The sequence below is a fragment of the Sphingomonas spermidinifaciens genome, from assembly GCF_002351485.1.
Classification (GTDB): domain Bacteria; phylum Pseudomonadota; class Alphaproteobacteria; order Sphingomonadales; family Sphingomonadaceae; genus Sphingomonas; species Sphingomonas spermidinifaciens.
On sequence record NZ_NWMW01000001.1, the window covers coordinates 311,881 to 335,658 of the forward strand.

Here is a 23,778-nt window from a genome sequence, read left to right on the forward strand (position 1 = left end):
CCTCGGAGCGGGGAGATGCTAGTGAACCGGCCGATATCCCTTGCGCCACTTGGTCCAAAGGTGCCGCGCGAGCATCGCAGGCGGCATCCGCAGCAGATGCCCGCGCAGGTAGAAGCCGAACTCGATCGCCTTGCGCCGCTGCCGCCCCCACCCGTCACGCCCGAGCAGGCGCCGCACGAACAGCCGATCGGTGAGCGTCAGCGGCGCCCCCGCGCCATACAGCCACTGGCTGAGCCGGAGCGCGCGATCGACTGCCGGCAGCAGCCCGTGCACCCGCGCCCGCGCCCGCAGCCCCTCGACATAGCCCGGCGTGTCATACTCACCGATCAGGCAGTGGATATCCCACAGGTTGCGAAGCCCGCCCGCCAGCTCGCCATCGGCAAACAGATGCGCGGCGGCATGGATCACCACGTCCTCTTGGCTTAGCATCGACAGCCCGCCGCCGATTTCGACCGCACCGGCCACCAAGGCCGCCGCATCAGGCTTCGGCGCCGCGGTGAGCGGCAGGATCGTGTGGTGAACGTCGATCATCCGGTCGCGCTCGCGATGGATGAGCGGCGGCAGCTCGTGCATCCAGCGCCGGTAATAGGCGTCATCATAGGGGTCGGGCTTCACCCACTCCCATCCCGCCGCCAGCAGCGCCGCTTCCACCTCCTCCAGCCGGTTGCGCGGCACGAGGATGTCGAGATCGCCGATATGCCGCCCCTGCCCCGCCTTCAGCCCCGCCGCGACGAAGGCGGTGCCCTTGAGGAGGATCACCGGTACCCCGATCGCCGCCAGCGCCCGCCGCGCCATCTCCGCCTCCCACAGCGCCGCGATCCGCCCCTGCTCGGCCGAAGCGCGGGCGTCCTCCAGGATGCGCGCCACCGCCGCCGGCATCGGCAGCCCCGCGACACGAACCGCCAGCGTGCCGATCATCTGCTCGGCGCGCGCCGCCGAGATCAGCGCCGTCCAGCCCGCCGCATTGAACTCTCCGGTGCAGGCGGGATCGCGCAGCGCCGCGACGAGAAGCCGAGCGCTCATGCCAGCGCCTCCACCTGCGCGATTGCGGTCGCCGCGTCGGGATAGTCGATTGCCGTCGCGGGCACGCTCCGCACCAGCCGGGTCAGCGCGTCGAACCCGCGCTCGCCCAAGGCGACATAGTTGGTCGATGCCTGCGTCAGCCGCACGAAGGTTTCAGCCGGCGGCACCTCGCGCTCGGCCCGCTCCAGACCGAAGCGCGGGAAGACGATATGCGCCGCCACCGCCGGCTCGGCCATCGCCTCGATCGAGCGGGCATCGGGTACGAGGTGGCGAATATCGCCCTTGGGCGTCGCCAGCTGCGGCGGGCCGAACCGCCCGTCGGGCAGCGCCGCCTGCATCACCCCCACGCTCTCATTCTTGAGACTGATGAGCCGCGGGAAGCCGTGGATCAGGCCGGTCGCGGGATCGACCAGCGCGAACTCGTCGCCCATCAGCCGCCAGCCGCGCGCCATCAGGAGCGCGGCGAGCGTCGACTTGCCCGCCCCGCTCTCCCCCGTCATCAGCACCGCCCGCCCGCCGCGCTCGACGCAGCTCGCGTGTAGCAGCAGGTAGCGCCGCTGGGCGAGCGCCATCTGCAGGTTCATTCCCATCTCCGCCGCCAGCAGGCCGAGGTCGAGCGGCAGGGGGGCGGCGTCGGGAATGGTGAAATCGCCGCCGATCATCACGGCCGGCCGCACGACGCGCCGCCACGGCCGCGCCGCGAACAGGCGCACGGTGAAGTCGGGCACGCCGTCCTCGGGCTTCGGATAGTCGCGGTACAAATCCTCTAGCTCGGCGACCGGCCGGCGCCAGTCGCTGCCGACGCGGAATCCCGCCGGCCCGATCCGTACCGAAAACACGTGCCTCACGTCCGTATCACCAGGCCGGCGGCGGCAAGCTCCTCGAGCCGGTCGGCGAGCGCGGCGGGATCGGGATCGATCAGCGCATAGTCGCGGGCGAGCCTGTCGAGGATCGCTCCGACGTCAAGAGCGTCATCCCCCAGCGCCGCGAGAATCTCGGGAACCGGTGCCTCGACGATATGCGTCTGGCCCGACGCGCGGTGATAGATGGCGGTGAGCACGTCGAGCGGCACGATGCGCAGGCTCGCCCGGTCGGCGGCACGATAGCGCATCGCGTGGCGCGTCAGGCGCGGGGCATCTGCAGCGAGGCGAAGCAGGTGAAGCCGCTCGTCCCCTGCTGCAACCGGCGGATATAGTTGGTGTAAGCCTTGCTACGCTGATAATCGGCGCCAGGGAGCGTTCCGCCATTGAGCGCGCGCTTCACTTCCTCGCCGGTAAACGGCCGCCCGGCAGGCGGAAACGCGCCCTGCGTGCCAGCGGGCACGAGCTTGCCATCGGCCGCGACATACTGCCCCGCGCGTGCCGGGTCAGGCACGGGAATCTGGCAGTTCGAGATCGAGGCGGCGGTCTGCGCCAGCGCCGGGCGGATCGACATCACCGCCGAGGCGCCCACTGCACCGAGCATCAGCGCGCGACGGCCGAGTTCGGGGCCGGGCGTCGCAGGCGTCGGGGCGTCGGGCGTATCCTCGCTCATGGTCCCACTCTTCCTCGCGCACGCCAGCTTTCGCAATGGTTAAAGTGCCGGCGAACGCGCGCAATTCGGGACAGCCTGGATCCTCCCCGGTACTGGGAGAGGGACCACCCGCAGGCTGGTGGAGGGGGCTCGCCACCGACGCCACACTTGCGGCCCTGACCCTCCACCATGCTTCGCACGGTTCCCCTCCCATTGCAGGGGAGGATCGTGAGGGGCTTCAGATCGCGGCCAGCGCAGCCTATGCCCAAAACAATGCCTCTGCGCCTCCTCCTCGCCGCGCTCGCGCTCGTCCTTGCCGGGCCGGCGACGCCGCCGCCGCCCGTTCCGGCCGATCCGCCGCTCTGGATGGTACGCGACGCCGATACGACCATCTACCTCTTCGGCAGCGTGCATTGGCTCAAGCCCAATCTCGGCTGGTTCGACGACGATGTCCGCGCTGCCTTCGATCGTGCCGACACGCTGGTCCTCGAAACGCCGCCCGTCGACACCGCCGAGGCGCAGCGGGTGCAGGACGCGGTCGGCAAGACGAAGGACGGCCCGACGCTCCCCGAGCGCCTGCCCGCGGGCTATCGGCCGAAACTCGCTGCCGCGCTTGCCGAACTCGGCTATCCTGCGGGTGCCTTCGACCGCGTGAAGCCGTGGCTCGCCGCGACCACGCTGTCGGTGCTGCCGCTCAAGCGACGCGGCTACGACGTGTCGGCGGGGGTCGAGGCGGTCCTGACCGGCGCGGCGCGAGCCGCGGGCAAGCCGATCGTTGGCCTCGAACCGCGGACGCAGCAGCTCGGCTATTTCGACACGCTGCCGGAGGAAGCGCAGCTGGCGATGCTCAAGCGCCAGCTCGACAACATGGACCAGACCGGCGACTCGACCGACGCGGTGCTCGCCGCCTGGATTGCGGGCGACGCCGCCGCACTCGGCCGCATCGTCGATGCCGATCAGCGCGCCAGTTCGGCCGCGTTTGGCAAGGCGATTCTCTCCGACCGCAACCGCCGCTGGGCTGGCTGGATCGTCAATCGGCTCAAGCGCCCCGGCACCGTCTTCATGGCGGTGGGCGTCGGCCATCTGACCGGCAGCGACACCGTCCAGCGCGCGCTTGCCGAACGGGGCCTTACGGCCCGGCGCGTCAGGCCTGCGGCTTCCAAGTGAAGACGCGGTAGAGATAAAGGATCACCACCGCGACCATCAGCACGATCGCGACCGGGCCATAGTAACGCTCGAACTGCCCGAACTCGTTCTTGAGGATATAGCCAGCGCCGATCAGCACCGCGTTCCAGATCGCGGTACCCAGCGTCGTCCAGAACAGGAACTTGACCTGGCTCATCCGCAGCATGCCCGCGGGCAGCGAGATCATCGTGCGTACGGTTGGCAGGAAACGCGCCCAGAACACGATCGCGCGGTCGTAGCGGGTGAAGATGCCGACGATCTTCTCGACTTCTGCCCAGTCGAGCGTCAGCCAGCGGCCGAACCGATCGATCAGCGGCTTGAAACGCGCATAGCCGACGACGCGCCCGATCCAGTACCAGACCCAGTTGCCCAGCACCGCGCCTATCGTCCCCGCCGTTACCGCCTCTACGAAGCCGAGCTTGCCGTCGGCGACCGCCATACCGGTCAGGCCCATGATGACTTCCGACGGGATCGGCGGGAATACGTTCTCCAGGAACATCGCGATCGCGATGCCGAGATAGCCCCAGGCGCCGACGAGTTCGATCAGGCGGTCGGTCATTCACGCATTCCTTGCTGCAGCGCCGCGCGCTCTAGGCGGGTCGGGGGAAGCTGGCAATGCGCCCCCCGCTCGCCTTGCCTCACCCCTGAGTTGTTCAGGGTGGCGTTCAGCGAGCGTTCCGCGCACTCAGCCGCGCGTCGATCGCATCCCAGATCGCGCCCGCCGTGTCGGTCCCATTGAACCGGTCGATCGCGAGGATGCCGGTCGGTGAGGTCACGTTGATCTCGGTCAGCCACTCGCCGCCGATCACGTCGATCCCGACGAAGATCAGCCCGCGCGCCTTGAGCTCGGGGCCCAGCGCCGCGCAGATCTCGCGCTCGCGCGGCGTCAGCTCCGCAGCCTCGGCGCGTCCCCCGACGGCGAGGTTCGAGCGAATCTCGCCCTCCCCGGGAAGCCGGTTGATCGCCCCCGCGACCTCGCCGTCGACCAGGACGATGCGCTTGTCGCCCTTCGCCACGCCGGGGAGGAAGGCCTGCACCATGTGCGGCTCGCGCCAGGTCATGTTGAACACCTCGACCAGCGAGGAAAGGTTCTGCCCGCCTTCGTCGATCTTGAAGATCGCCTTGCCGCCATTGCCGTGCAGCGGCTTGACCACGACCGAGCCGTGGGTGGCCAGGAACGCTCGCGCCTCGTCCAGATCGCGCGTCACCAGCGTCGGCGGCATGAACCGGGCATAATCGAGCACCCAGACCTTCTCGGGCGCGTTGCGGACGCTCGTCGGATCGTTGACGATCAGCGTCCGGTCCTTGACCCGCTCGAGCAGATGCGTCGCGGTGATGTAGCCGAGGTCGAAAGGCGGATCTTGCCGCATCAGCACGACATCGGCCTCGTCGCCGAGATCGAGCGGCTGCGGCTCGCCCTGCGTGAAGTGATCGCCGGGAATGGGCCGCACCTCGACCGGGCGCGCATTCACCCAAAGCCGTCCGCCGGACCAGTTGAGCTGGTCGGCGGTATAATAGAACAGCCGGTGCCCGCGCGCCTGCCCGGCCAGCATCAGCGCAAAGGTCGAATCGCCCGCGATGTTGATGCCGGCGATCGGGTCCATCTGCACGGCGACGGTCAGCGACATGAACTTCTCCCTGAGTGAAGCCGGGACTTAGGGATGCTGCAACCGCGTGTCACCCGATCCAAGCATTCTCGATATGTCGCGGCAGGCATCCGGGCGCGAGCAGCACCACGTCGATGCGAATCGCCTCTCCCGCCATCGCGTGTTCGGGCGCGAGGATTTCGGCGGCTGCCGCCACGCGCACCAGTCTGCGCTCGTCGATCGCATGGTCGAGTTCCTCGGCGGTCGCCCTCGCCTTGACCTCGACAAAGGCGACCACGCCGCGCCGCCGCGCGATCAGGTCGACCTCGCCCGCCTTGGTCCGCACGCGGCTGGCGACGATCGTCCAGCCCTTGAGCCGCAGATACCAGGCTGCTTGTTCCTCGCCGCGCCGGCCGCGAGCCTCGGCGGCGTGGCGATCCCTCATTGCCCGCCCTTCATCTCCATCGCCCGCGCGTAGAGCGCCTTGCGGTCGAGGCCGAGGCGCTTTGCGACCTCTCCGGCGGCCTTGGCGGGCGGCAGGCGGGTCAGCGCTTCGGCCAGCGCCGCGTCGCGATCGTCGGCGCTGGCGGGTGGCGGCGCGTCCGGCGGTGCGATGACGACAACGATCTCGCCCTTGGGCGGCGCGTCGGCATAGCGTTCGGCGAGCACGGAGAGGCGGCCGGTCACGCATTCCTCGAACTTCTTGGTGATCTCACGCGCCACGCCGGCCTCTCGGTCGCCCAGCCCCTCGGCCAGCGCGGTAAGGCACGCCGACAGCCGCGGCCCCGATTCGTAGAGGATGAGCGTCGCACGGATTCCTGCGATCTCGGCGATCGCTTCGGCGCGTGCGTGTTGCCTGGACGGGAGGAATCCCACGAACAGGAAGCGGTCGGTCGGCAGTCCTGCCAGCGTCAGCGCCGCCACCGCCGCGCACGGCCCCGGCACCGTCACCACCTGATGCCCCGCCGCGCGCGCGTCGCGCACCAGCTTGTAGCCGGGGTCCGAGATCAGCGGGGTGCCCGCATCGCTCACTAGCGCTACCACCTCGCCCCCCATTCGTGCGATCAGGCCGGGGCGGACGGCATCGGCATTGTGATCGTGATAGGGCGTCATCGGCCGCCGGGCGCCGATATGTCGGAGAAGTCCGGCCGTGACGCGGCTGTCCTCGACCGCGACAACGTCCGCGTTTGCAAGCACATGCGCCGCGCGAGGCGACAAATCACCGAGATTGCCGATCGGGGTGGCGACGATATAGAGACCGGGCGACAGTTCGGCGTTCATCAGGGGAGAGCCATGGCAGAGGCGTACGCGATACCGCAACCGGGAATGCGCGCTCCGCGCTTGGCGGGAAGGCACATGCGCCGCCTTGCGGCCGTGGTCCTCGCCATGGCGCTCAGCGCCTGTTCGACGCTGGTCCCGCGCGGTGCGCCGCCGGGCGAGGCCCCGCCGCCGGCGACCCGTCCCGAGCCCGGGCCAGCGCCGATCGGCCCCGGCCTGCCGCAGGATCAGGCGCGCCACCGCGTCGCGCTGCTGGTGCCGCTGACCGGCTCCAATGCGCGCGTCGGCCAGAGCCTTGCCAACGCGACGCAACTCGCACTCCTCGACACCCGCAGCGAAGCCGTGCGCATCACCAATTACGACACGGCACGCGGTGCCGCCGCTGCGGCCCAGGCGGCGATCCGCGACGGCAACCGCCTGATCCTCGGACCGCTGCTGTCCGAGGACGCGCGCGAGATCGCGCCGATCGCCCGGCGCGCCGGCGTGCCCGTGATCAGCTTCTCGAACGATACCAGCGTCGCGGGCGACGGCGTGTTCATCATGGGCTACACCCCGGCCCAGTCGATCGAGCGCGTCGTCGATCACGCGCGGCGCAGCGGCGTCAGCGACTTTGCCGGCCTCGTCCCGACGGGGCTCTACGGCGAGCGTGCATCGACCAGCTTCCTGCGCGCGGTCGAGGCCGCAGGGGGCCGCGTCGTCGCGCTCCAGACCTTCGATCGTGCGCCCCGCGCCGTCGCCTCGGCGGTCGGCCGGCTGACGGTGCCCTACGACGCGGTGCTGATCGCCGATGGCGCACAGACCGCGGCGGGCGCCGTCCCCGTCATCCGCCGCAGCGCCGCGGGCAAGGCCGCGCGCGTGCTCGGCACCGAACTCTGGAACAGCGATTCGAATGTCGGTGCCAATGCCGCGCTCTCGGGTGCCTGGTATGCCAGCGTCGCCAACAACCTCTACACGCAGTACGCCGGCAAGTACCGGACGCGCTTCGGCGCCGCGCCCTATCGATTGTCGTCGATGGGCTATGATGCGGTGCTGCTGACGATACGCATCGCCCGCGACTGGCGCGTGGGGTCGCCCTTTCCCGCGAGCCGCCTGACCGACCGCGACGGCTTCGCCGGCCTCGACGGGGCCTTCCGCTTCGGCCGCGACGGCATCGCGGAGCGCGCGCTTGAGGTGAAGGAAGTGCGAGGCGGCACGACGGTAACGGTCAGCCCCGCGCCGAGAAGCTTCCGTTAACCGCTATTCGTCACCCCGGCCACTGAGCCGGGGTGACGTCAAGTTCTAGCGTTGCGCATCACCGTTTCGGTCAGCGCCGCCAGCTGCTCGGGGGTGTCGACGTCGACAAGCTCCGCGGGGCTCGTCACCACATGCCGCCCGCCCATCACGAGCCGCCGCGCGCCCTCGTCACCGGTCAGCGCGGCTAGAAAATCGAAATGTGCCGCCCCGAACAGCGCGGGCGGGGTCGGATGCTCGCCGTTGCTCGAGGCGACCACCGCCGCCTCGCCATCGGCGGTGTCGAGCAGGCGATAGATGTGCGCCGCCGTCACCCGCGGCATGTCAGCGAGCGCGATCAGCACGGCGCGCGCCCCGCTCTCGCGCACTGCGGGCAGGCAGAGCGCCAGCGACCGCCCCTGCCCCTCCTCGGGCCGCGGGTTCTGCACCACGCGATACCCTCGCGCGCCGTAATCGAGGCAGGTGCCCGACACGACCGCGATCCGCGTGCGGAACGGCACTGCCGCGAGTGCGGTGACGACGTGCATCCCCACCGGTTCGGCAAGATAGGGCTGCTCAAGCTTGTCGAGGTCACCGAACCGCTCGGAACGGCCCGCCGCCAGCAGGACGAGCGCGGTGTCCGCCGCCGCGATCATGCCGACCCCCCGCGCCACGCCTGGACCATTGCTGCGGCGATCGACAGCGCGATCTCGGCCGGCCCGACCGCGCCGATCGAGAGGCCCGCCGGCCCGTCGATCCGGTCGAGGTCACTCGCCGCGACGCCCGCCGCCGCCAGCCGATCGCGCCGCGCGGCATGACTGCGCTTGCTGCCCAGCGCGGCCACATAACCCGTCGGCCGCGACAGCGCCGCCGCGAGCGCGGGGTCGTCGATCTTGGGATCGTGGCTCAGCGTCACTACGGCGCTCGTGCGGCCGGGGGCCAGCGCCTCTATCGCCTCATCAGGCCAGCGATCGTCGAGGGTGACGCCGGGAAACCGCTCCTCGGTCAAGAAGCGCGCGCGTGGATCGACGACCACCGTCTCGATCCCGAGCGGTCGCGCCAGCCCGACAAGCGCCTGCGCGATCTGTACCGCGCCAACGATGATCAGACGTCGTGGCGGGTCGTAGCGGTTGACGAACGCCGCCCCCTCGACCGGGCGCAGCGACGACTGGCCACTGTCGAGGTCGGTCGACACGAGCACGCTCTCGCCCCGCCCCCGCGCCTCGGCGATCCGCTCGAACAGTTCGGGGTCGAAACCGTGGGCGGCGACGGGCTGGACCAGCACCGCGATCTCGCCGCCGCAGGGCAGCCCCACTTCCCACGCCGCCGCGTCAGCGACGCCGTAGCGCTTGAGCACCGCGGGCGCGCCGCCGATCACCTCCGCGGCGGTGGCGAGGATGTCGTTCTCGACGCAGCCGCCTGACACCGACCCCTCGAACCGCCCGTCGCCATGGACGAGCATGTGGCTCCCCCGCGGCCGCGGCGCAGATCCCCAGGTCGACACCACCGTCGCCAGCGCCAGCGGCGCGCCGGCCCATTCGCGCGCCTTTTCGAGGACGCCGTCATTGTCGCTCACGCTGTCACCTCGCCGTCATGCGCGGATCACATAGGCACGGGGGTGCGCGCTTGCTAACCCTTGATGATGACGAGGCTGGATGTTGCTCCTGACGATGATTGCCTTGGCGGTCGCGATGCCCCCCTCTGACCGCCCGATCGTCATCGCCCATCGCGGCGCCTCGGGCGAGCGGCCCGAACATACCCTCGCCGCCTATGAGCGCGCGATCGAGGTGGGCGCTGACTTCATCGAGCCCGACCTTGTGCTGACGAAGGACGACGTCCTCGTCGCCCGGCACGAGAACGACATCACCGACACCACCGATGTTGCCGCCCATCCCGAGTTCGCGAGCCGCAAGACCATCAAGACGATCGACGGCGCGCGGCACGAGGGCTGGTTCACCGAGGACTTCACCCTGGCCGAGCTGAAGACCCTGCGCGCCAAGGAACGCCTGCCGCAGCTGCGCCCGCAGAACGCCGCCTATGACGGCAAGTTCGAGGTGCCGACGCTGGCCGAGGTGATCGCGCTGGCGAAGCGCCGCTCGAAGGACACTGGCCGCACGATCGGCATCTATCCCGAAACCAAGCACCCGACCTACTTCGCCTCGATCGGCAAACCGATGGAGCGTCGCCTCGTCGACCAGCTGCACGCCGCCGGCTGGGATTCGGCCGCCGCGCCGGTGTTCATCCAGTCGTTCGAGGTCAAGAACCTCAAGGCACTGCGCAAGATGACCCAGGTCCGCCTGATCCAGCTCGTCGCGAGCGAGGGCGGACCGGCGGACGGCGCGCAGCCCAGCTATGCGGCGATGCTGACACCCGCCGGGCTGAAGGCGATCGCGGACTATGCCGACGGCATCGGCCCGGAGAAGAAGCTCGTCGTCGGCGATGACGGCAAGGCGACGACGCTGGTCGTCGACGCGCACCGCGCGGGCCTTAAGGTTCATCCCTGGACGATCCGCGCCGAAAACTATTTCCTGCCCCCGATCGACCGCGCCGGCGCCGACCCGCGCGCGCACGGGCGGCTGCGCGACGAGATCGCGCGCCAGCTCGCCGCCGGAGCCGATGGTTTTTTCACCGACTTCCCCTATGATGGCGTGGCGGCGCGCGATGCGTTTGCGGGGACGGGGAAGTAGTTGATATGCGTATCGGACTGGTGCTGGCGGCGCTGTCGCTCCCGCTGTTGAGCGGCGGGTGCATTGCCAAGACCGCTTGGGACGTGGCGACGTTGCCGGTCAAGGCGGGCGGTCAGGCGGTCGATTGGGCGACCACCAGCCAGGAAGAGGCCGACCGCAACTACGGCCGCAAGATGCGCAAGAAGGAGGCCGAGGAAGGCCGCCGCCTGCGCGAGGAGGAACGCCGCCGCAAGCGCGAGGAGCGCGAGTGGCGCGAGGCTGAAGACGATTGATCCCGCTTCCGTTACGCCGGATCAAGTCCGGGGTGACGGGGGTGTTGTAAATGCACCTCCACCCCGATAGTCCGCGCCTCCGATGCCAGCTTCCGATCACCGCCCCGCCACGCTGCTGCCCGGCGGCGCCGTGTTCCCGCATCGGCACCTGACCGGCATCGCCGGGCTGCAACCGCACGAGATCACCTTCCTCCTCGACGAAGCCGAGCAGTGGATCGAGGCGAACCGCAGCCGCGCCAAATCCGACCGCCGGCTGGAGGGCGTGACCCAGATCAACGCCTTTTTCGAGAACTCGACCCGCACGCTCCTCTCCTTCGAGATCGCGGGCAAGCGGCTGGGCGCAGACGTCGTGAACATGACCGTCGCCGCCTCCAGCGTGAAGAAGGGCGAGACGCTGATCGACACCGCGGTCACGCTCAACGCGATGCGCGCCGACGTCATCGTCATTCGCCACATGGCCTCCGGCGCGGTGGGGCTGATCGCCGACAAGGTCGATTGCCCCGTTCTCAACGCCGGCGACGGCGCGCACGAGCATCCGACCCAGGCGCTGCTCGACGCGCTTACCATCCGGCGGCGGCGCGGGGGCATCCAGGGCCAGCGCGTCGTCATCTGCGGCGATATTCTGCACAGCCGCGTCGCCCGCTCGAACATCCTCGCGCTCACCGCGCTCGCCGCCGAGGTGCGGGTCGTCGCCCCCACGACGCTGATGCCCCCGGCGATCGAGGCGATGCACGTCACCCCCTTCACCGACTTCGACGCCGCATTGGAAGGCGCTGACGTCGTGATGATGCTCCGCCTTCAGAACGAGCGGATGTCGGGCGCGTACATCCCCTCGACGCGCGAATATCACCGTCGCTACGGCCTGACGCCCGAGCGGCTTGCGCGTGCGAAGCCCGACGCGCTCGTCATGCACCCCGGCCCGATGAACCGCGGGGTCGAGATCACATCATCGGTCGCCGACCTCGCCGGCCGCTCGGCCATCACCGAGCAGGTCGAGATGGGGGTGGCGGTCCGCATGGCCTGCCTCGACGTGCTGACCCGGCGCGAGCGCGGCGTGGAGGGCTGGGCATGAGGACGCTCTATCGCAACGCACGCCTCGTCTGTCCCGAAGCTGGGGAGCGTGAGGGCAGCCTGCTGGTCGAGGGCGACCGCATCGTCGCGACCGGGATCGTCGAAGCCCCCGAGGATGCTGCAATCGTCGATTGCAACGGCAAGTGGCTCGCCCCTGCGATCGTCGATCTCGGGGTCTTCGCGGTCGACAAGGCGGCGTGCATCGCCGGCGGCATCGCCCGCGTCGGCCTGATGCCCGACCAGTCACCGATCCTCGACGATCCCGGCATCGTCCAGCGCGCGGCCGCCAGCGGCAAGCCCGAGCTGTGGGTCCACCCCATTGCCGCCGCAACGCGCGACCTTAGGGGCGTGGACCTCGCCGAAATGGCGATCAATGCCGAAGCAGGCGCACGTGCTGTCGCCACCGGCCGCCATTGGATCGCCGACTCGGGCGTCATGGCCCGCGTGCTTGGCTATGCCCGCGACCTCGACCTCGCCGTCGTCACCCATGCCGAGGATGGCGGCCTCACCGCCGGTGCGATTGCCACCGCGGGCGAGACGGCGACGCGCCTGGGCCTGCCCGCCGCGCCCGCCATGGCCGAGGCGCTCGCGATCGCCCGCGACCTGATGCTGGCCGAGCAATCGGGCGCGCGGCTGCATTTCAGGCAGGTAACGACCGCTGCCGGCTTCGACCTGATCCGCCGGGCAAAGGTGCGCGGGGTCGCCGTCACCTGTGGCATCACCCCCGCTCATCTGCTCCTGTCGGACAAGGCGGTGAGCGACTTTCGCACCTTCACTCGCCTGTCGCCGCCGCTCCGCGACGAGGCGGACCGTGTGGCGGCGCTGGCGGCGCTCGCCGACGGTACGATCGACATCCTGTGTTCGGGCCACGATCCGCGCGGGCCGGAGGAGAAGCGTCTGCCCTTCGTCGATGCCGCGCCCGGCATGTCGGGGGCGGAGACGCTGCTCGCGCTGTCGCTGACCGCCGCGCGCACAGCCGAACTGTCGTTGCCGCAGTTGTTCGACCGCCTGTCGCGTCAACCGGCAACGCTGATGGGGCTCGATTGCGGCACCCTCGCCATCGGAGCGCCGGCCGACCTCGTCCTGTTCGACGCGCATTCGCCATGGCAGATCGTCGCCGACACGATGGTCGCGCGCGCGGGCAACACGCCGTTCGACGGCCTACCTGTCGAGGGCCGGGTTCTGCGGACGATCAAGGGCGGCGTCCGGCTATCCGCCTGACGCCGCCCCGCTCTTCTTATCCGTCGACGATCAGCGCGAGGCCAGCTGCGTGCCGCGCGCCCAGCTGGCCACCTGCTCGCCGAGCGCGGGCCGGACGAAGCAGCGTCCACCCTTGGCCCGGACGCTGCCACACAGGGCAACCGCATCGCCTCGCGAATAGCCTCCTACCGAAAGTCGGTAGTAGCTGGCCGACCCGACCGTCGCCGCCATGCCGCGAGGCGTCTGGCCGCCTAGAGCCGGCACCCGGCGGCTGATCCGTCCCCAGGCGTCGCGGGCGACACTGGCATTCTCGAACGCGCCGAGCTGAACGAAATAGCTGCCCGGTGTCAGATCGGCAGCCGCGGCGCGGACGCGCGCGGGCGCGGCAGACATTGCGGTCGCGGTCCGCACGGGCCGGAGACGCGAGTCGGGAATCGCCTGGACGATCTCACGGCGCTCGGCAAAGACGATCCCCGCCGCGCGCGGCATTTCGGTCCCGATGGCAGCAGGCTCAGCCGCTGGCGGTGACACCTCGGCGGGAAGCGAAGGCGCGAAAGCCTCAAGCGGGGTCGGCGCGGCGGCCATCGCAACTGCTTCGCCGCGGCCCCGCAGCGCAAGTTGGACCGGCATGCCCCCGTCCTCGACCGCACTCACGCCGAGGAGGGAGGCAACCTGGTCCGATGCCTTGTTCGGCCGGGCGAACTGCGCCCATTGCATGATGCGCTTGTCCGCCTCGGCCGGGGCCAGGTCGATGCCCGCGATCGTCCGCGCCTCCTGCCACTTGCCCGCCAGCGCGAGCGAGAGGGCGAGGTTCTGGCGAACCTTTGCGGTTGCAGCAGGGTCGCGCGCGGCCTCACCCAGCACCGCCACCGCAGCCATCGGGTCGCCGGCAAGGGCGATCGCAAGCCCGCGATCTGCGGGCTGAATATCTGCGCCGTGGGCGTCGAGCAGCTTGCGCGCGCCCGCCCAGTCGCCCAGCGCTACCTTGGCCAGCGCCAGGTTGAGCGCCGCGCGACCATCGGCGCCATTCAGGGCCAGCGCATCCTCGAACGCCTGCGCGGCCGAAGCGAAGCGGCCAGCGCCAAGATAGGTGCGTCCGAGCAGCGCGCGGTGCGCGGCGCTGTCGGGCGCCAGCAGCACGGCCTGTTCGGCGCGGCCGATCGCCTCGTCATGTTTGCGTGCCTTCAGCGCCCGCTCGGCGAGCTTCGCCTGCTTGTCCGCCGCGCGCGCCTGTGCTGCGGCGTCGCGGTCGCCCGCGACCGCCGCCGACGATTGCAGCGCAACGCCGCCGACGACCGCGCCGCCGATCACCGACGCCGCCGCCATCCCGAGCCCGATCCGCTTGCCCCAATGCATTGTCCCGTCCCCCGGTTCAGCGATTGCCGTCGCCGGGGCGGATCTGCGCGCTCAGCGCCTCCACCTCGGCCAGTTTGTCCAAATACGCGTCCAGCGCCTGCGTCACGATCAGCTGGGCCGAACGCCCCTCGATCGCGCTCGCCAGGCGAAGCTTCAGGTGCCGTTCGGCATCGAGACGCAGCGTGAACGCCGCCCTCCCCTTTCGGGGCGACAGCGCCGCGGCGAGTTGCGGCGCTTCGACCACAGATGCCGCGACGTCGGGCAAGCTTGCCTTGACCTCGCGCGACAGCGCCTCGCGCTCGGCGATGACCGCCGGCTCGGGCGCGGTGTCGGGCACCGGCGTCTCGGGCGTCAGCGGCGCGATCGTCGCGCGCGGCTGTGCCTCACCCAGGTCGTTCCAGCCTAGATCTTCCAGCGGCGAGTTGATGCCGACGAAACCTTGCGGTCGCATCGCCGGCCGCGCCTGTCCCTTGCGGGCGAGGAGGCCCGAGGACAGCGAGGCGAGCGGTTTGGAATTGCCGAACATGGTCCTCTCCCTCAGCTCACCACGCGGCGGCCGAAGCCGCCCGCGGGGCGCGGCGCGAACCCCGCGCCGTTGATCGTCGGCGCGGCAAAGACGGTGCGGCGAAAATTCTTCTCGAGCCGGTCGGAGACATAGGTCCACAGCGCCTCGACCTCGGCGCTCGAACGGCTTTTTGCATCGACCTCCATCACCGTGCGGCCATCGATCATCGACGCGGCAAAGTCGGTGCGGTGGTGAATCGTGATCGGCGCGACGGTGCCGTGCTGCGACAGCGCGACCGCCGCCTCGCTGGTGATCCGCGCCTTGGGCGTGGCGGCGTTGACGACAAAGATCAGCGGCTTGCCCGCGCGGTCGCACAGGTCGACGGTGGCGCCGACCGCGCGCAGGTCATGCGGACTTGGCCGCGTGGGGATGACGATCAGCTCGGCGACCTGGATCACGCTCTGGATCGCCATGGTGATGGCGGGCGGCGTGTCGATGACGGCGATCTTGAAGCCCTGCTGGCGCAGAACCTCGAGGTCGGCGGCGAGCCGCGCAACGGTGGTCTGGGCAAAGGCGGGATACTCCGCCTCGCGTTCGTTCCACCAGTCGGCAAGGCTGCCCTGCGGGTCGATGTCGATCAGCACCACCGGCCCAGCACCGCTGCGCTGCGCCTGCACCGCCAGATGCCCCGACAGCGTGGTCTTGCCCGAGCCGCCCTTCTGCGACGCCATCGCCAGAACGCGCATGTGATCCCCTGAATTGCCCACCAGTTCAGTATCGTGGATGCCATCGGAGGGATAAGAAGCGGTTAACGCCCGCCCCCTGAGATGCATGGCGCACGGGTTAAAGGTCAGGAAAGCTTTGCCAACGATGGTTGATGGGCGTTATCCATATGCCGTTGAGGGTGGGGTCCGTCGTTATGCGCAAGCCGTTGTTCGTTGCCGCTCTTCTTTTCGCGCCGCTTGCCGTCGCCGCGCCAATGCCCCGACAGGCGCCTGCAAACGTCGTCAAGTCGGGTGTCGATGCGTGGTCGCGCGGCGAATACCGCAAGGCGGTCGAACTGTGGCGCGCGCCCGCGGTCGCCGGCGACGCCGATGCGCAGTTCAACCTCGGCCAGGCGTACAAGCTCGGCCGCGGCGTGCCCACCGACCTCGGCCTCGCAGAGGACTGGTATCGCAAGGCCGCGCTTCAGGGCCATCGTCAGGCTGAGGACAATTACGGCCTTGCCCTTTTCCAGAACAACAAGCGCTCCGAAGCGGTGAAGTGGCTCGAAAAGTCCGTCGCCCGCGGCGAACCGCGCGCGCAATTCGTGCTCGGCACAATGCTGTTCAACGGCGATGTTGTGCAAAAGGACTGGGTCCGCGCCTATGCGCTGATGGTCCGCGCCAATGCCACTGGCTTGCCACAGGCGGCATCGTCGCTGGCGCAGATGGATCGCTATGTGGGGCTTCAGGAACGGCAGCAGGGTCTCGCGCTCGCGAAGCGATATGAGAGCGAAGCCGGTCGCCCGGCGCTCGCCGCAGCGCCCACGCCGCCCGCGGCTACGACGGTCGCTAGCGCCGACCTGCCGCCCGCGCGCAACGCCCAGCCGGTGGCCGAGCGTCCTGCACCGGTACCGCGACCTGCCGCTCCCAAGCCCGCCGCCGTGCGCGCCGAGCCCAAGGCGGTGCCGGCGCGCCGCGACGGTGGTTGGCGCGTGCAGCTCGGCGCCTTCCGTGACGCAGGCAATGCCCGTGATCAGTGGGGCAAGGCCGCTCGCAGCCTGCCCGGCGCCCAGCCCTTTTACGTCAAGGCCGGCGCGATCACCCGCCTCCTCGCTGGCCCCTATGGCTCGAGCGCCGAGGCGGCCAAGGCCTGCGCTGCGGTCAAGCGCGCAGGCATCGCCTGCCTGCCGGTAAAGGGCTGAGATCTTCTTTATCCCCCCGGAAGTGATCCGGGGCGACAGTGAAGGTGTGCTTAGCCATTCACCCAATCGGCGCGCGCAATGCCCTGGGCATAAAGCAGCGCAGTCAGGTCGCCATGATCAACCCGCGCCCCTGCCGCCGCGGCGACAATCGGCTTGGCGTGATAGGCGACGCCCAGCCCCGCCGCGCGGATCATCGGCAGGTCGTTGGCGCCGTCACCCACCGCCATCGTCTGCTCGAGCGACAGCCCGAATTCGCCCGAAACCGCCCGCAGCGTCGCTTCCTTGGTGGCCGAATCGACGATCGGCTTCTCGACCAAACCCGTCAGCGCGCCGTCCTCAATCAGCAAGCGGTTGGCGATCACTCGATCGAAACCGATCTCCGCCCCGACCGGCTCGGCAAAGCGCGTGAACCCGCCCGACACCAGCACGGCATGGCCGCCGCGCGCGCGCATCGTGCGGATCAGCGTCCGCGCGCCGGGCATCAGCGTCACCCGCTCCGCCAAACACCGGTCGATCGCGCTTTCCTCAAGCCCCTTGAGCAGCGCCACCCGCGCGTCGAGCGCCGCGGCGAAGTCGAGCTCGCCGCGCATCGCCCGCTCGGTCACTTCGGCGATCTGCGGCTTGATCCCGGCATAGTCGGCCAGCTCGTCGATGCACTCGACCGGGATCATCGTCGAATCCATGTCGGCGACGATCAGGCGCTTTTCGCGGTTGGCGGCGGGCTGGACGAAGATGTCGACGCCCTCGAACGCACCCTCCAGCGCCTTACGGGCCACAGCAGGATCGCCGGCGAAAGCGATATCGGCGGCCAAGCCGTCATCGAGCCATTCAGGCTCGCCCAGACAGCCGATCCGGGCGCAGGCGGCGGAAACCACCTCTTCCTTCAGGTGATCCGATGCTACCAGTGTGGCGATGAACACCCTTACCCCCGTTCGTGCTGAGCCTGTCGACGCACCGTCCTTTCTCCAGAAGAAGACTGGCAGCCCTTCGACAAGCTCAGGGCGATCGGTGCGGATGTGATTTCCAGAATGAAGCTCGCGCTCATTGCAGGCCCCACCGCCAGCGGCAAGTCCGCGCTGGCGATCGCGCTGGCCGAGCGGACGGGCGGCACCGTCATCAACGCCGATTCGGCGCAGGTCTATCGTGACCTCCGCATCCTCTCCGCGCGCCCCTCGCCCGAGGAAGAGGCGCGCGCACCGCACCGCCTGTTCGGCTATATCGACGGCGCTGAAAGCTGCTCCGCCGCGCGCTGGGCCGCCGACGCGCGCGCCGAGATCGAGGCGGCGCACGCCGCCGGATCGCTCCCGATCCTCGTCGGCGGCACCGGACTCTATATCCGCACGCTCCTCGACGGGATCGCCCCCGTCCCGCCGATCGACCCCGCGGTGCGCGAGGCGGCGCGCGCGCTGCCCGTGGCCGAGGCGCACGCCGCGCTCACCCGCGAGGACCCCGACGCCGCCCGCCGCCTCGCCCCCGCGGACACCACCCGCGTCGCCCGCGCGCTTGAGGTCGTCCGCTCAACCGGCCGCCCGCTCGCCGTTTGGCAGGCCGCGCGCGAGGGCGGGATCGGCGATTGCGTGGCGCTCGCCCCGCTGATCCTGCTACCCGACCGCGAATGGCTGGTCGCCCGCTGCGACGCGCGGCTCGCAAAGATGTTCGACGAAGGCGGGATCGAGGAGGTCCGCGTGCTCCTCACCCGCACTGACGTGCCCGCAGACGCCCCCATCCGCCGCGCGATCGGCGTGCCCGAAGTCTCCGCCCTGCTCGCCGGCGAGATCGACCGAGACGAGGCGCTCACGCGCGCCCGCCTCGCCACGCGCCAATATGCCAAGCGCCAGTATACCTGGTTCCGCAACCAGCCGCCCGCCGACTGGCCGCGCGAAACCCGCAGCCCCACGATCGAGTTGTTAGATTATTTCCCTTTTTCTGGTTGACGCGCATTTTTCATGCGGGTAGCAGCGCCGCTCTCGCGATGGTATCGCGGCGCAGCATGAGTGGAGACGCGACGTGACCGAGAAGAGTGGAGCCGATATCCTTGTCGAGGCGCTGACCGACCTCGGCGTGGAGGTCGTCTTCGGCTATCCGGGCGGCGCGGTGCTGCCGATCTATGACGCGCTGTTCAAGAACGGCGCGGCACGCGGCGACCGCGCGATCCGCCACATCCTCGTCCGCCATGAACAGGCCGCGACCCACGCGGCAGAGGGCTATGCGCGCGCCACGGGCAAGCCTGGCGTGGTTCTCGTGACCAGCGGCCCCGGCGCGACCAATGCTGTCACCGGCATCACCGACGCGCTGATGGACTCGATCCCGATGGTCGTCATCACCGGACAGGTGCCGACGACACTGATCGGCTCGGATGCGTTTCAGGAAGCCGATACCGTCGGCATCACCCGCCACTGCACCAAGCACAACTATCTTGTGAAGGACCCCGCACGCCTCGGCGACGTGGTGCACGAGGCGTTTCATATCGCCACCTCGGGCCGCCCCGGTCCGGTGGTGATCGACATTCCCAAGGACGTTCAGGTCGCGACCGCGAAGTACCGCAAGCCCGGCCCGATCCAGCACAAGACCTATCGCCCGCAGGTGAAGGCCGAGCGCTCGCTGATCGAGGCGGCGGTGGACATGCTCGCCGCGGCCGAGCGACCGATCCTCTATACCGGCGGCGGCATCATCAATGCGGGGCCGGCGGCGTCGCAGATGCTGCGCGAGCTTGCCCGCATCACCGGCGCGCCCGTCACCTCGACGCTGATGGGCCTCGGCGCCCTCCCCGCCTCCAGCCCGCAATGGCTGGGGATGCTGGGGATGCACGGCACTTACGAGGCCAATCACGCGATGAACCAGGCCGACCTGATCGTCGCGATCGGGGCGCGCTTCGACGATCGCGTGACCGGCCGGCTCGACGCCTTCGCGCCCAACGCGCGCAAGATTCACATCGACATCGACCGTTCGAGCATCAACAAGATCGTCCGCGCCGACCTGTCGATCGTCGCCGATGCCGGCCGCGCGATCGAGGACATGGTGCTCGTCTGGAAGTCGCGTCAGCATCCGAAGCCCGACTTGTCCGAATGGTGGCGGCGCATCGACGGCTGGCGGGCCGTCCGCTGCCTCGACTTCCCCGAGAGCGGCGCCGAGATCATGCCGCAGCGCGCGATCCGCGCGCTGTACGAGGCGACGAAGGCGCGCGCGCCGATCATCACGACCGAGGTCGGCCAGCACCAGATGTGGGCCGCGCAGCATTTCGGGTTCGAGGCGCCGAACAAGTGGCTGACCAGCGGCGGCCTCGGCACGATGGGCTATGGCCTGCCCGCCGCGATCGGCGCGCAGATCGGCAATCCCGGCGCGCTCGTCATCGACATCGCTGGCGAAGCGTCGATCCAGATGAACATCCAGGAACTGGCGACCGCGACGCAGTACCGGCTGCCGGTCAAGATCTTCATCCTCAACAACGAATATATGGGTATGGTGCGCCAGTGGCAGGAGCTGACCTATGAGAGCCGCTATGCCGAAAGCTATTCGGACAGCCTGCCCGACTTCGTGAAGCTTGGCGAGGCCTACGGGTGGAAGGGCATCCGCATCGAGCGGCCCGACCAGCTCGATGCCGGGATCGCCGACATGCTGGCGCATGACGGCCCGGTGATCGTCGACTGCATGGTGGCGAAGCTTGCCAACTGCTTCCCGATGATCCCGTCGGGGGCGGCGCACACCGACATGATTCTCCAGGCCAACGAGGTCTCCGGGACGATGGACGACGAGGCCAAGGCGCTGGTTTGAACAGGCCCGCCCCGCCGCCCGCTCGATAACAGGGAGATCCCGGCCTGACCGGGATGACGAACGAACATGCACATCCGCGAGGAACAACGCGAACGCCATACGCTGGCGGTTCTGGTCGACAACGAACCCGGCATCCTGGCGCGCATCGCCGGCCTGTTCTCGGGCCGCGGCTACAATATCGAAAGCCTGACCGTGACCGATGTGTCGGAGGACGAGAGCGTCAGCCGCATCACCATCGTCACCTCGGCCAGCCCCGCGACGCTGGAGCAGGTCATCGCCCAACTCGACCGGCTGGTGCCCGTCCACAAGGTCGTCGACCTGACCGCCGCCGGCCCGCATGTCGAGCGCGAGCTGGCGCTGGTGAAGGTCAAGGGCACCGGCGATCACCGGATCGAGGCGCTGCGCCTCGCCGACGTGTATCGCGCGCGCGTCGTCGACGCGACGACGACCAGCTTCGTCTTCGAAGTGACCGGCGGCACCGACAAGATCGACAAGTTTGTCGAACTGATGCGCGAAGTCGGCCTGATCGAGGTCGCGCGCACCGGCATCGTCGCCATCGCCCGCGGGACCGAGGCGGCCTGAGACAAACCCCAACCCCAGCGAACGCTGGGGTCGCTTTCCATCACTGCCGCGCTCGCGGCCAACGATCCCAGCTTTCGCTGGGATGACGCATGAAGAGGGACCTTAGAAAATGCGTGTCTATTACGATCGCGATGCCGACCTGAACCTCGTCACGGGCAAGAAGATCGCTATCCTCGGCTACGGGTCGCAGGGTCATGCCCATGCGCAGAATCTGCGCGATTCGGGCGTGAAGGACGTCGCGATCGCGCTCCGTCCCGGCTCGGCCTCGGCGGCGAAGGCGGAAGCGGCAGGCTTCAAGGTGCTACCGAACAAGGAAGCGGCTCAGTGGGCGGACATCCTGATGATCCTCGCGCCTGACGAGCATCAGGCGGCGATCTATGAGAACGACATCAAGGGGAATATGCGCCCCGGCAGCGCGCTTGCCTTTGCGCACGGCCTTAATGTCCATTTCGGCCTGATCGAGCCGCCCGCCGACATCGACGTCATCATGATCGCGCCCAAGGGGCCGGGCCACACCGTCCGCTCCGAATATCTCCGCGGCGGCGGCGTCCCCTGCCTGATCGCGATCCATCAGGACGCCAGCGGCAATGCGCATGACGTCGCGCTCGCCTATGCCAGCGGCGTGGGCGGCGGCCGCTCGGGCATCATCGAGACCAACTTCCGCGAGGAATGCGAAACCGATCTGTTCGGCGAGCAGGCCGTGCTCTGCGGCGGCACCACCGCGCTCGTGCAGGCCGGGTTCGAGACGCTGGTCGAGGCGGGCTACGCCCCCGAAATGGCCTATTTCGAGTGCCTCCATGAGCTGAAGCTCATCGTCGATCTGATGTACGAGGGCGGCATCGCCAACATGCGCTACTCGATCTCGAACACCGCCGAGTTCGGCGACATCCGCACCGGCCCGCGCATCATCACCGAGGAGACGAAGAAGGAGATGAAGCGCGTCCTCGCCGATATCCAGTCGGGCCGGTTCGTCCGCGACTTCGTGCTCGACAACCGCGCCGGCCAGCCCGAGCTCAAGGCCAGCCGCGGCGCAGCGAAGCGCCACCAGATCGAACAGGTCGGCAGCGAACTGCGCGCGATGATGCCGTGGATCGGCGCGAACAAGCTGGTCGATCAGACCAAGAACTAAGCTCCGCACGGGAACGGTGCGTTTCGGAAACGCATCGTTCCCGGCGCGCGCATTTGACTTCGCGCTCTCCCGCGCCGACGTTTCGCCCAGTCCACAAAAGGGGAAGTTCAATGCGCAAGACGCTCGCCATCGTTGCCGTCGCCATCGCCGCGCCGCTCGCGGCCCAGTCGGCGGCACCGCAGCTGCCGGGTCAGAAGGATCCGTCGCGGGTCACCGCCGGCACTTACAAGACCGATCCCGGCCACTCGCTGATCGAATGGGAGGTCAATCACTTCGGCTTCAACGACTATTTCGGCCTGTTCGGCGACGTGGGCGGCACGTTGGTGCTCGACCCCAAGAACCCCGCCGCGGCCAAGCTCGACGTGACCATCCCTGTCTCGAAGGTGGTGACCGCCAGCGCCGGCCTCAACGACCACCTGCTCCGCGCGGGCAAGGATGGCGGCAAGCCAGACTTCTTCGGTCCCAACCCCGCCGACGCACGCTATGTCTCACAGCACATCATCGTGAAGGGCACCGAGGCGACGATCCACGGCAACCTGACGCTCAACGGCGTGACCAAGCCCGTGACGGTCGAGGCGGAGTTCGTCGGCGCCGGCGCCAACCCGATGAGCAAGAAGGAAACCGTCGGCTTCCACGGCGAGGCGACGATCAAGCGCAGCGAGTTCGGCATCGGCTATGCCGTGCCGATGGTGTCGGACGAGGTGAGCATCGACGTCACCGTCGCCTTCGAAAAGCAGTAATGCGCGAGCGCGCCGCGTCGGTTCAGGCCGCGCGGCGCGCTTCGACGAAGCCGGCGAAGGTGGCGCGGACGGTCGGCGAGGCACCGGCCGACAGCGCCTCGACGCGGGCGAGCAGCGCGTCGGCGTCGTGGCCGGGTGCGGCATGCGCCATCTCCCACGCTCCGAACTCGCGCGCGGCGATGTGGCGGCGCGACAGGACAACGACGGCGCGGTGGCGCGGATCGGCCTTGATCCGCTCAAATGTCGCGATCACGTCGACCTCCTCGCCCTCGAGCACCTGAAGGAAGCGTCGCGCATCGGCATATAGCATGCCCGTAAGCCCGGCGATGCGGTTGTTGCGCCGCGAAATCGACAGGATGGCGTCGATGTCGATCGGCTGTCCGGCCGCGACGCTGCTGACATAGACGAGCTGAAACATCGACCGCTTCCTTCATTGGCACCCCCCGGCGCGCAGAAGCGCATAATCGCAAACCCTTACCAATTTCGTCATAGTTGCCGTCCCCGGGCGATGTGCGGCCGTGCCAGAACTTATCACTCGCGCACCTTCGTCACCCTGGACGTGATCCGGCTCCGATCCCGCCTGATTGACGATCAAAAGCAAAAGGAAGCGGGATCCCGGTACAAGGCCGTGATGGCGAGGAAGCCTACTGGACGCGCCGCATTGCCCATGGCATGGCCCAACGATGTTCTCGCTCAGCGCCCCCTTCCCGCGACTTATCCGCCCTTAGGGGCGATCCGCGCTTGCGCATCCGCCCCTAAGGGTGAC

27 protein-coding genes are annotated in these 23,778 nt (G+C 69.2%); 12 read left to right on the forward strand and 15 right to left on the reverse strand.

Going from position 1 to position 23,778, the window contains the following annotated elements:
• Positions 1 to 18: 18 nt before the first annotated feature.
• The 4 genes from COC42_RS01495 to COC42_RS01510 are packed head-to-tail and all read right to left on the reverse strand — an operon-like array spanning position 19 to position 2,556.
• A complete protein-coding gene (locus COC42_RS01495) occupies positions 19 to 1,023 on the reverse strand; it encodes a nucleotidyltransferase domain-containing protein (protein WP_096341521.1) in 1,005 nt (334 codons plus the stop codon).
• On the reverse strand, positions 1,020 to 1,871 hold the full coding sequence (locus COC42_RS01500) for an HprK-related kinase A (protein ID WP_096341522.1): 852 nt from the start codon (positions 1,869 to 1,871) through the stop codon (positions 1,020 to 1,022). Before COC42_RS01500 ends, COC42_RS01495 begins: the two co-directional genes overlap by 4 nt.
• The gene (locus COC42_RS01505) at positions 1,868 to 2,134 is read right to left on the reverse strand and encodes an HPr-rel-A system PqqD family peptide chaperone (RefSeq protein WP_096341523.1); all 267 of its coding nucleotides are present in this window, start codon (positions 2,132 to 2,134) and stop codon (positions 1,868 to 1,870) included. Before COC42_RS01505 ends, COC42_RS01500 begins: the two co-directional genes overlap by 4 nt.
• 11 nt (positions 2,135 to 2,145) lie before the next feature.
• On the reverse strand, positions 2,146 to 2,556 hold the full coding sequence (locus COC42_RS01510; RefSeq protein ID WP_096341524.1) for a hypothetical protein: 411 nt from the start codon (positions 2,554 to 2,556) through the stop codon (positions 2,146 to 2,148).
• Positions 2,557 to 2,808: 252 nt separating this feature from the next.
• On the opposite strand from COC42_RS01510, the gene COC42_RS01515 reads away from it, so the two are divergent.
• On the forward strand, positions 2,809 to 3,702 hold the full coding sequence (locus COC42_RS01515; protein ID WP_096341525.1) for a TraB/GumN family protein: 894 nt from the start codon (positions 2,809 to 2,811) through the stop codon (positions 3,700 to 3,702).
• On the opposite strand, the gene COC42_RS01520 is transcribed toward COC42_RS01515, so the two are convergent.
• The 4 genes from COC42_RS01520 to rsmI form a co-directional block, all read right to left on the reverse strand.
• On the reverse strand, positions 3,680 to 4,279 hold the full coding sequence (locus COC42_RS01520; protein ID WP_096341526.1) for a DedA family protein: 600 nt from the start codon (positions 4,277 to 4,279) through the stop codon (positions 3,680 to 3,682). The genes COC42_RS01515 and COC42_RS01520 overlap by 23 nt on opposite strands.
• Positions 4,280 to 4,385: 106 nt before the next feature.
• The gene (gshB, locus tag COC42_RS01525) at positions 4,386 to 5,348 is read right to left on the reverse strand and encodes a glutathione synthase (RefSeq protein WP_096341527.1); all 963 of its coding nucleotides are present in this window, start codon (positions 5,346 to 5,348) and stop codon (positions 4,386 to 4,388) included.
• A 49-nt stretch (positions 5,349 to 5,397) separates the two neighbouring features.
• Positions 5,398 to 5,751, reverse strand: a complete 354-nt coding sequence (locus COC42_RS01530) for a YraN family protein (RefSeq protein WP_096341528.1) — start codon at positions 5,749 to 5,751, stop codon at positions 5,398 to 5,400.
• Positions 5,748 to 6,587, reverse strand: coding sequence for a 16S rRNA (cytidine(1402)-2'-O)-methyltransferase (rsmI, locus tag COC42_RS01535; protein WP_096341529.1), 840 nt, complete (start codon positions 6,585 to 6,587; stop codon positions 5,748 to 5,750). Before rsmI ends, COC42_RS01530 begins: the two co-directional genes overlap by 4 nt.
• A gap of 75 nt (positions 6,588 to 6,662) precedes the next feature.
• Between rsmI and COC42_RS01540 the strand changes: the two genes are divergently transcribed.
• Positions 6,663 to 7,817 (forward strand): penicillin-binding protein activator, encoded by a 1,155-nt coding sequence (locus COC42_RS01540; protein ID WP_096341530.1) that lies wholly within the window; start codon positions 6,663 to 6,665, stop codon positions 7,815 to 7,817.
• A gap of 38 nt (positions 7,818 to 7,855) precedes the next feature.
• Here COC42_RS01540 and COC42_RS01545 read toward each other — a convergent pair whose 3' ends face one another.
• Positions 7,856 to 8,449 (reverse strand): nucleotidyltransferase family protein, encoded by a 594-nt coding sequence (locus tag COC42_RS01545; protein ID WP_096343017.1) that lies wholly within the window; start codon positions 8,447 to 8,449, stop codon positions 7,856 to 7,858.
• Positions 8,446 to 9,369, reverse strand: a complete 924-nt coding sequence (locus COC42_RS01550; protein ID WP_096341531.1) for an XdhC family protein — start codon at positions 9,367 to 9,369, stop codon at positions 8,446 to 8,448. The genes COC42_RS01545 and COC42_RS01550 overlap by 4 nt, the downstream gene beginning before the upstream one ends.
• A 79-nt stretch (positions 9,370 to 9,448) precedes the next feature.
• On the opposite strand from COC42_RS01550, the gene COC42_RS01555 reads away from it, so the two are divergent.
• The 4 genes from COC42_RS01555 (at position 9,449) to COC42_RS01570 (ending at position 13,044) form a co-directional block, all read left to right on the forward strand.
• Complete coding sequence (locus COC42_RS01555; RefSeq protein ID WP_096341532.1) at positions 9,449 to 10,480, forward strand: glycerophosphodiester phosphodiesterase; 1,032 nt, start codon at positions 9,449 to 9,451, stop codon at positions 10,478 to 10,480.
• 5 nt (positions 10,481 to 10,485) lie between these two features.
• A complete protein-coding gene (locus COC42_RS01560; protein ID WP_096341533.1) occupies positions 10,486 to 10,752 on the forward strand; it encodes a hypothetical protein in 267 nt (88 codons plus the stop codon).
• 82 nt (positions 10,753 to 10,834) lie between these two features.
• Positions 10,835 to 11,824, forward strand: coding sequence for an aspartate carbamoyltransferase catalytic subunit (locus tag COC42_RS01565; protein WP_096341534.1), 990 nt, complete (start codon positions 10,835 to 10,837; stop codon positions 11,822 to 11,824).
• Complete coding sequence (locus COC42_RS01570) at positions 11,821 to 13,044, forward strand: dihydroorotase (RefSeq protein ID WP_096341535.1); 1,224 nt, start codon at positions 11,821 to 11,823, stop codon at positions 13,042 to 13,044. The genes COC42_RS01565 and COC42_RS01570 overlap by 4 nt, the downstream gene beginning before the upstream one ends.
• A gap of 30 nt (positions 13,045 to 13,074) precedes the next feature.
• On the opposite strand, the gene COC42_RS01575 is transcribed toward COC42_RS01570, so the two are convergent.
• Genes COC42_RS01575 through COC42_RS01585 form a run of 3 tightly spaced genes read right to left on the reverse strand, consistent with a single transcriptional unit; the run spans position 13,075 to position 15,630 of the window.
• Entirely contained in the window at positions 13,075 to 14,379 is a 1,305-nt protein-coding gene (locus COC42_RS01575) for an SPOR domain-containing protein (protein ID WP_096341536.1), read from the reverse strand.
• A 16-nt stretch (positions 14,380 to 14,395) separates the two neighbouring features.
• Entirely contained in the window at positions 14,396 to 14,905 is a 510-nt protein-coding gene (locus tag COC42_RS01580) for a hypothetical protein (protein WP_096341537.1), read from the reverse strand.
• An 11-nt stretch (positions 14,906 to 14,916) separates the two neighbouring features.
• Positions 14,917 to 15,630, reverse strand: a complete 714-nt coding sequence (locus COC42_RS01585; protein WP_096341538.1) for a ParA family protein — start codon at positions 15,628 to 15,630, stop codon at positions 14,917 to 14,919.
• Positions 15,631 to 15,803: 173 nt separating this feature from the next.
• Between COC42_RS01585 and COC42_RS01590 the strand changes: the two genes are divergently transcribed.
• Entirely contained in the window at positions 15,804 to 16,790 is a 987-nt protein-coding gene (locus COC42_RS01590) for an SPOR domain-containing protein (RefSeq protein ID WP_096341539.1), read from the forward strand.
• 50 nt (positions 16,791 to 16,840) lie between these two features.
• On the opposite strand, the gene serB is transcribed toward COC42_RS01590, so the two are convergent.
• Complete coding sequence (serB, locus tag COC42_RS01595; RefSeq protein ID WP_096341540.1) at positions 16,841 to 17,710, reverse strand: phosphoserine phosphatase SerB; 870 nt, start codon at positions 17,708 to 17,710, stop codon at positions 16,841 to 16,843.
• A gap of 108 nt (positions 17,711 to 17,818) precedes the next feature.
• Between serB and miaA the strand changes: the two genes are divergently transcribed.
• The 5 genes from miaA to COC42_RS01620 all read left to right on the forward strand — a co-directional run bounded on the left by miaA (position 17,819) and on the right by COC42_RS01620 (position 23,012).
• On the forward strand, positions 17,819 to 18,724 hold the full coding sequence (gene miaA / locus COC42_RS01600) for a tRNA (adenosine(37)-N6)-dimethylallyltransferase MiaA (protein ID WP_096341541.1): 906 nt from the start codon (positions 17,819 to 17,821) through the stop codon (positions 18,722 to 18,724).
• A 73-nt stretch (positions 18,725 to 18,797) separates the two neighbouring features.
• A complete protein-coding gene (ilvB, locus tag COC42_RS01605) occupies positions 18,798 to 20,561 on the forward strand; it encodes a biosynthetic-type acetolactate synthase large subunit (protein WP_096341542.1) in 1,764 nt (587 codons plus the stop codon).
• Between the two features lie 66 nt (positions 20,562 to 20,627).
• The gene (gene ilvN, locus COC42_RS01610) at positions 20,628 to 21,143 is read left to right on the forward strand and encodes an acetolactate synthase small subunit (RefSeq protein WP_096341543.1); all 516 of its coding nucleotides are present in this window, start codon (positions 20,628 to 20,630) and stop codon (positions 21,141 to 21,143) included.
• A 109-nt stretch (positions 21,144 to 21,252) separates the two neighbouring features.
• Positions 21,253 to 22,272 carry a ketol-acid reductoisomerase gene (ilvC, locus tag COC42_RS01615; RefSeq protein WP_096341544.1) on the forward strand — a complete coding sequence of 340 codons (1,020 nt, stop codon included), beginning with the start codon at positions 21,253 to 21,255 and terminating at the stop codon, positions 22,270 to 22,272.
• Positions 22,273 to 22,382: 110 nt separating this feature from the next.
• Positions 22,383 to 23,012: a YceI family protein gene (locus COC42_RS01620; RefSeq protein WP_096341545.1), complete on the forward strand. Its 630-nt coding sequence runs from the start codon at positions 22,383 to 22,385 to the stop codon at positions 23,010 to 23,012.
• Positions 23,013 to 23,034: 22 nt separating this feature from the next.
• Here COC42_RS01620 and COC42_RS01625 read toward each other — a convergent pair whose 3' ends face one another.
• Complete coding sequence (locus COC42_RS01625) at positions 23,035 to 23,430, reverse strand: BLUF domain-containing protein (RefSeq protein ID WP_096341546.1); 396 nt, start codon at positions 23,428 to 23,430, stop codon at positions 23,035 to 23,037.
• Between the last annotated feature and the right edge of the window lie 348 nt (positions 23,431 to 23,778).

What these genes read in the sequence shown, in the direction of transcription:
- COC42_RS01495 (WP_096341521.1), bottom strand. Translation starts at nt 1,023, where the DNA reads ATGAGCGCTCGGCTTCTCGTCGCGGCGCTGCGCGATCCCGCCTGCACC.
- COC42_RS01575 (WP_096341536.1), bottom strand. Translation starts at nt 14,379, where the DNA reads ATGCATTGGGGCAAGCGGATCGGGCTCGGGATGGCGGCGGCGTCGGTG.
- COC42_RS01590 (WP_096341539.1), top strand. Translation starts at nt 15,804, where the DNA reads ATGCGCAAGCCGTTGTTCGTTGCCGCTCTTCTTTTCGCGCCGCTTGCC.
- COC42_RS01520 (WP_096341526.1), bottom strand. Translation starts at nt 4,279, where the DNA reads ATGACCGACCGCCTGATCGAACTCGTCGGCGCCTGGGGCTATCTCGGC.
- COC42_RS01565 (WP_096341534.1), top strand. Translation starts at nt 10,835, where the DNA reads ATGCCAGCTTCCGATCACCGCCCCGCCACGCTGCTGCCCGGCGGCGCC.
- ilvN (WP_096341543.1), top strand. Translation starts at nt 20,628, where the DNA reads ATGCACATCCGCGAGGAACAACGCGAACGCCATACGCTGGCGGTTCTG.
- COC42_RS01580 (WP_096341537.1), bottom strand. Translation starts at nt 14,905, where the DNA reads ATGTTCGGCAATTCCAAACCGCTCGCCTCGCTGTCCTCGGGCCTCCTC.
- ilvC (WP_096341544.1), top strand. Translation starts at nt 21,253, where the DNA reads ATGCGTGTCTATTACGATCGCGATGCCGACCTGAACCTCGTCACGGGC.
- COC42_RS01620 (WP_096341545.1), top strand. Translation starts at nt 22,383, where the DNA reads ATGCGCAAGACGCTCGCCATCGTTGCCGTCGCCATCGCCGCGCCGCTC.
- COC42_RS01545 (WP_096343017.1), bottom strand. Translation starts at nt 8,449, where the DNA reads ATGATCGCGGCGGCGGACACCGCGCTCGTCCTGCTGGCGGCGGGCCGT.
- COC42_RS01625 (WP_096341546.1), bottom strand. Translation starts at nt 23,430, where the DNA reads ATGTTTCAGCTCGTCTATGTCAGCAGCGTCGCGGCCGGACAGCCGATC.
- COC42_RS01570 (WP_096341535.1), top strand. Translation starts at nt 11,821, where the DNA reads ATGAGGACGCTCTATCGCAACGCACGCCTCGTCTGTCCCGAAGCTGGG.
- COC42_RS01585 (WP_096341538.1), bottom strand. Translation starts at nt 15,630, where the DNA reads ATGCGCGTTCTGGCGATGGCGTCGCAGAAGGGCGGCTCGGGCAAGACC.
- COC42_RS01530 (WP_096341528.1), bottom strand. Translation starts at nt 5,751, where the DNA reads ATGAGGGATCGCCACGCCGCCGAGGCTCGCGGCCGGCGCGGCGAGGAA.
- rsmI (WP_096341529.1), bottom strand. Translation starts at nt 6,587, where the DNA reads ATGAACGCCGAACTGTCGCCCGGTCTCTATATCGTCGCCACCCCGATC.
- COC42_RS01560 (WP_096341533.1), top strand. Translation starts at nt 10,486, where the DNA reads ATGCGTATCGGACTGGTGCTGGCGGCGCTGTCGCTCCCGCTGTTGAGC.
- gshB (WP_096341527.1), bottom strand. Translation starts at nt 5,348, where the DNA reads ATGTCGCTGACCGTCGCCGTGCAGATGGACCCGATCGCCGGCATCAAC.
- miaA (WP_096341541.1), top strand. Translation starts at nt 17,819, where the DNA reads ATGAAGCTCGCGCTCATTGCAGGCCCCACCGCCAGCGGCAAGTCCGCG.
- COC42_RS01555 (WP_096341532.1), top strand. Translation starts at nt 9,449, where the DNA reads ATGTTGCTCCTGACGATGATTGCCTTGGCGGTCGCGATGCCCCCCTCT.
- COC42_RS01505 (WP_096341523.1), bottom strand. Translation starts at nt 2,134, where the DNA reads ATGCGCTATCGTGCCGCCGACCGGGCGAGCCTGCGCATCGTGCCGCTC.
- COC42_RS01540 (WP_096341530.1), top strand. Translation starts at nt 6,663, where the DNA reads ATGCGCCGCCTTGCGGCCGTGGTCCTCGCCATGGCGCTCAGCGCCTGT.
- COC42_RS01510 (WP_096341524.1), bottom strand. Translation starts at nt 2,556, where the DNA reads ATGAGCGAGGATACGCCCGACGCCCCGACGCCTGCGACGCCCGGCCCC.
- COC42_RS01515 (WP_096341525.1), top strand. Translation starts at nt 2,809, where the DNA reads ATGCCTCTGCGCCTCCTCCTCGCCGCGCTCGCGCTCGTCCTTGCCGGG.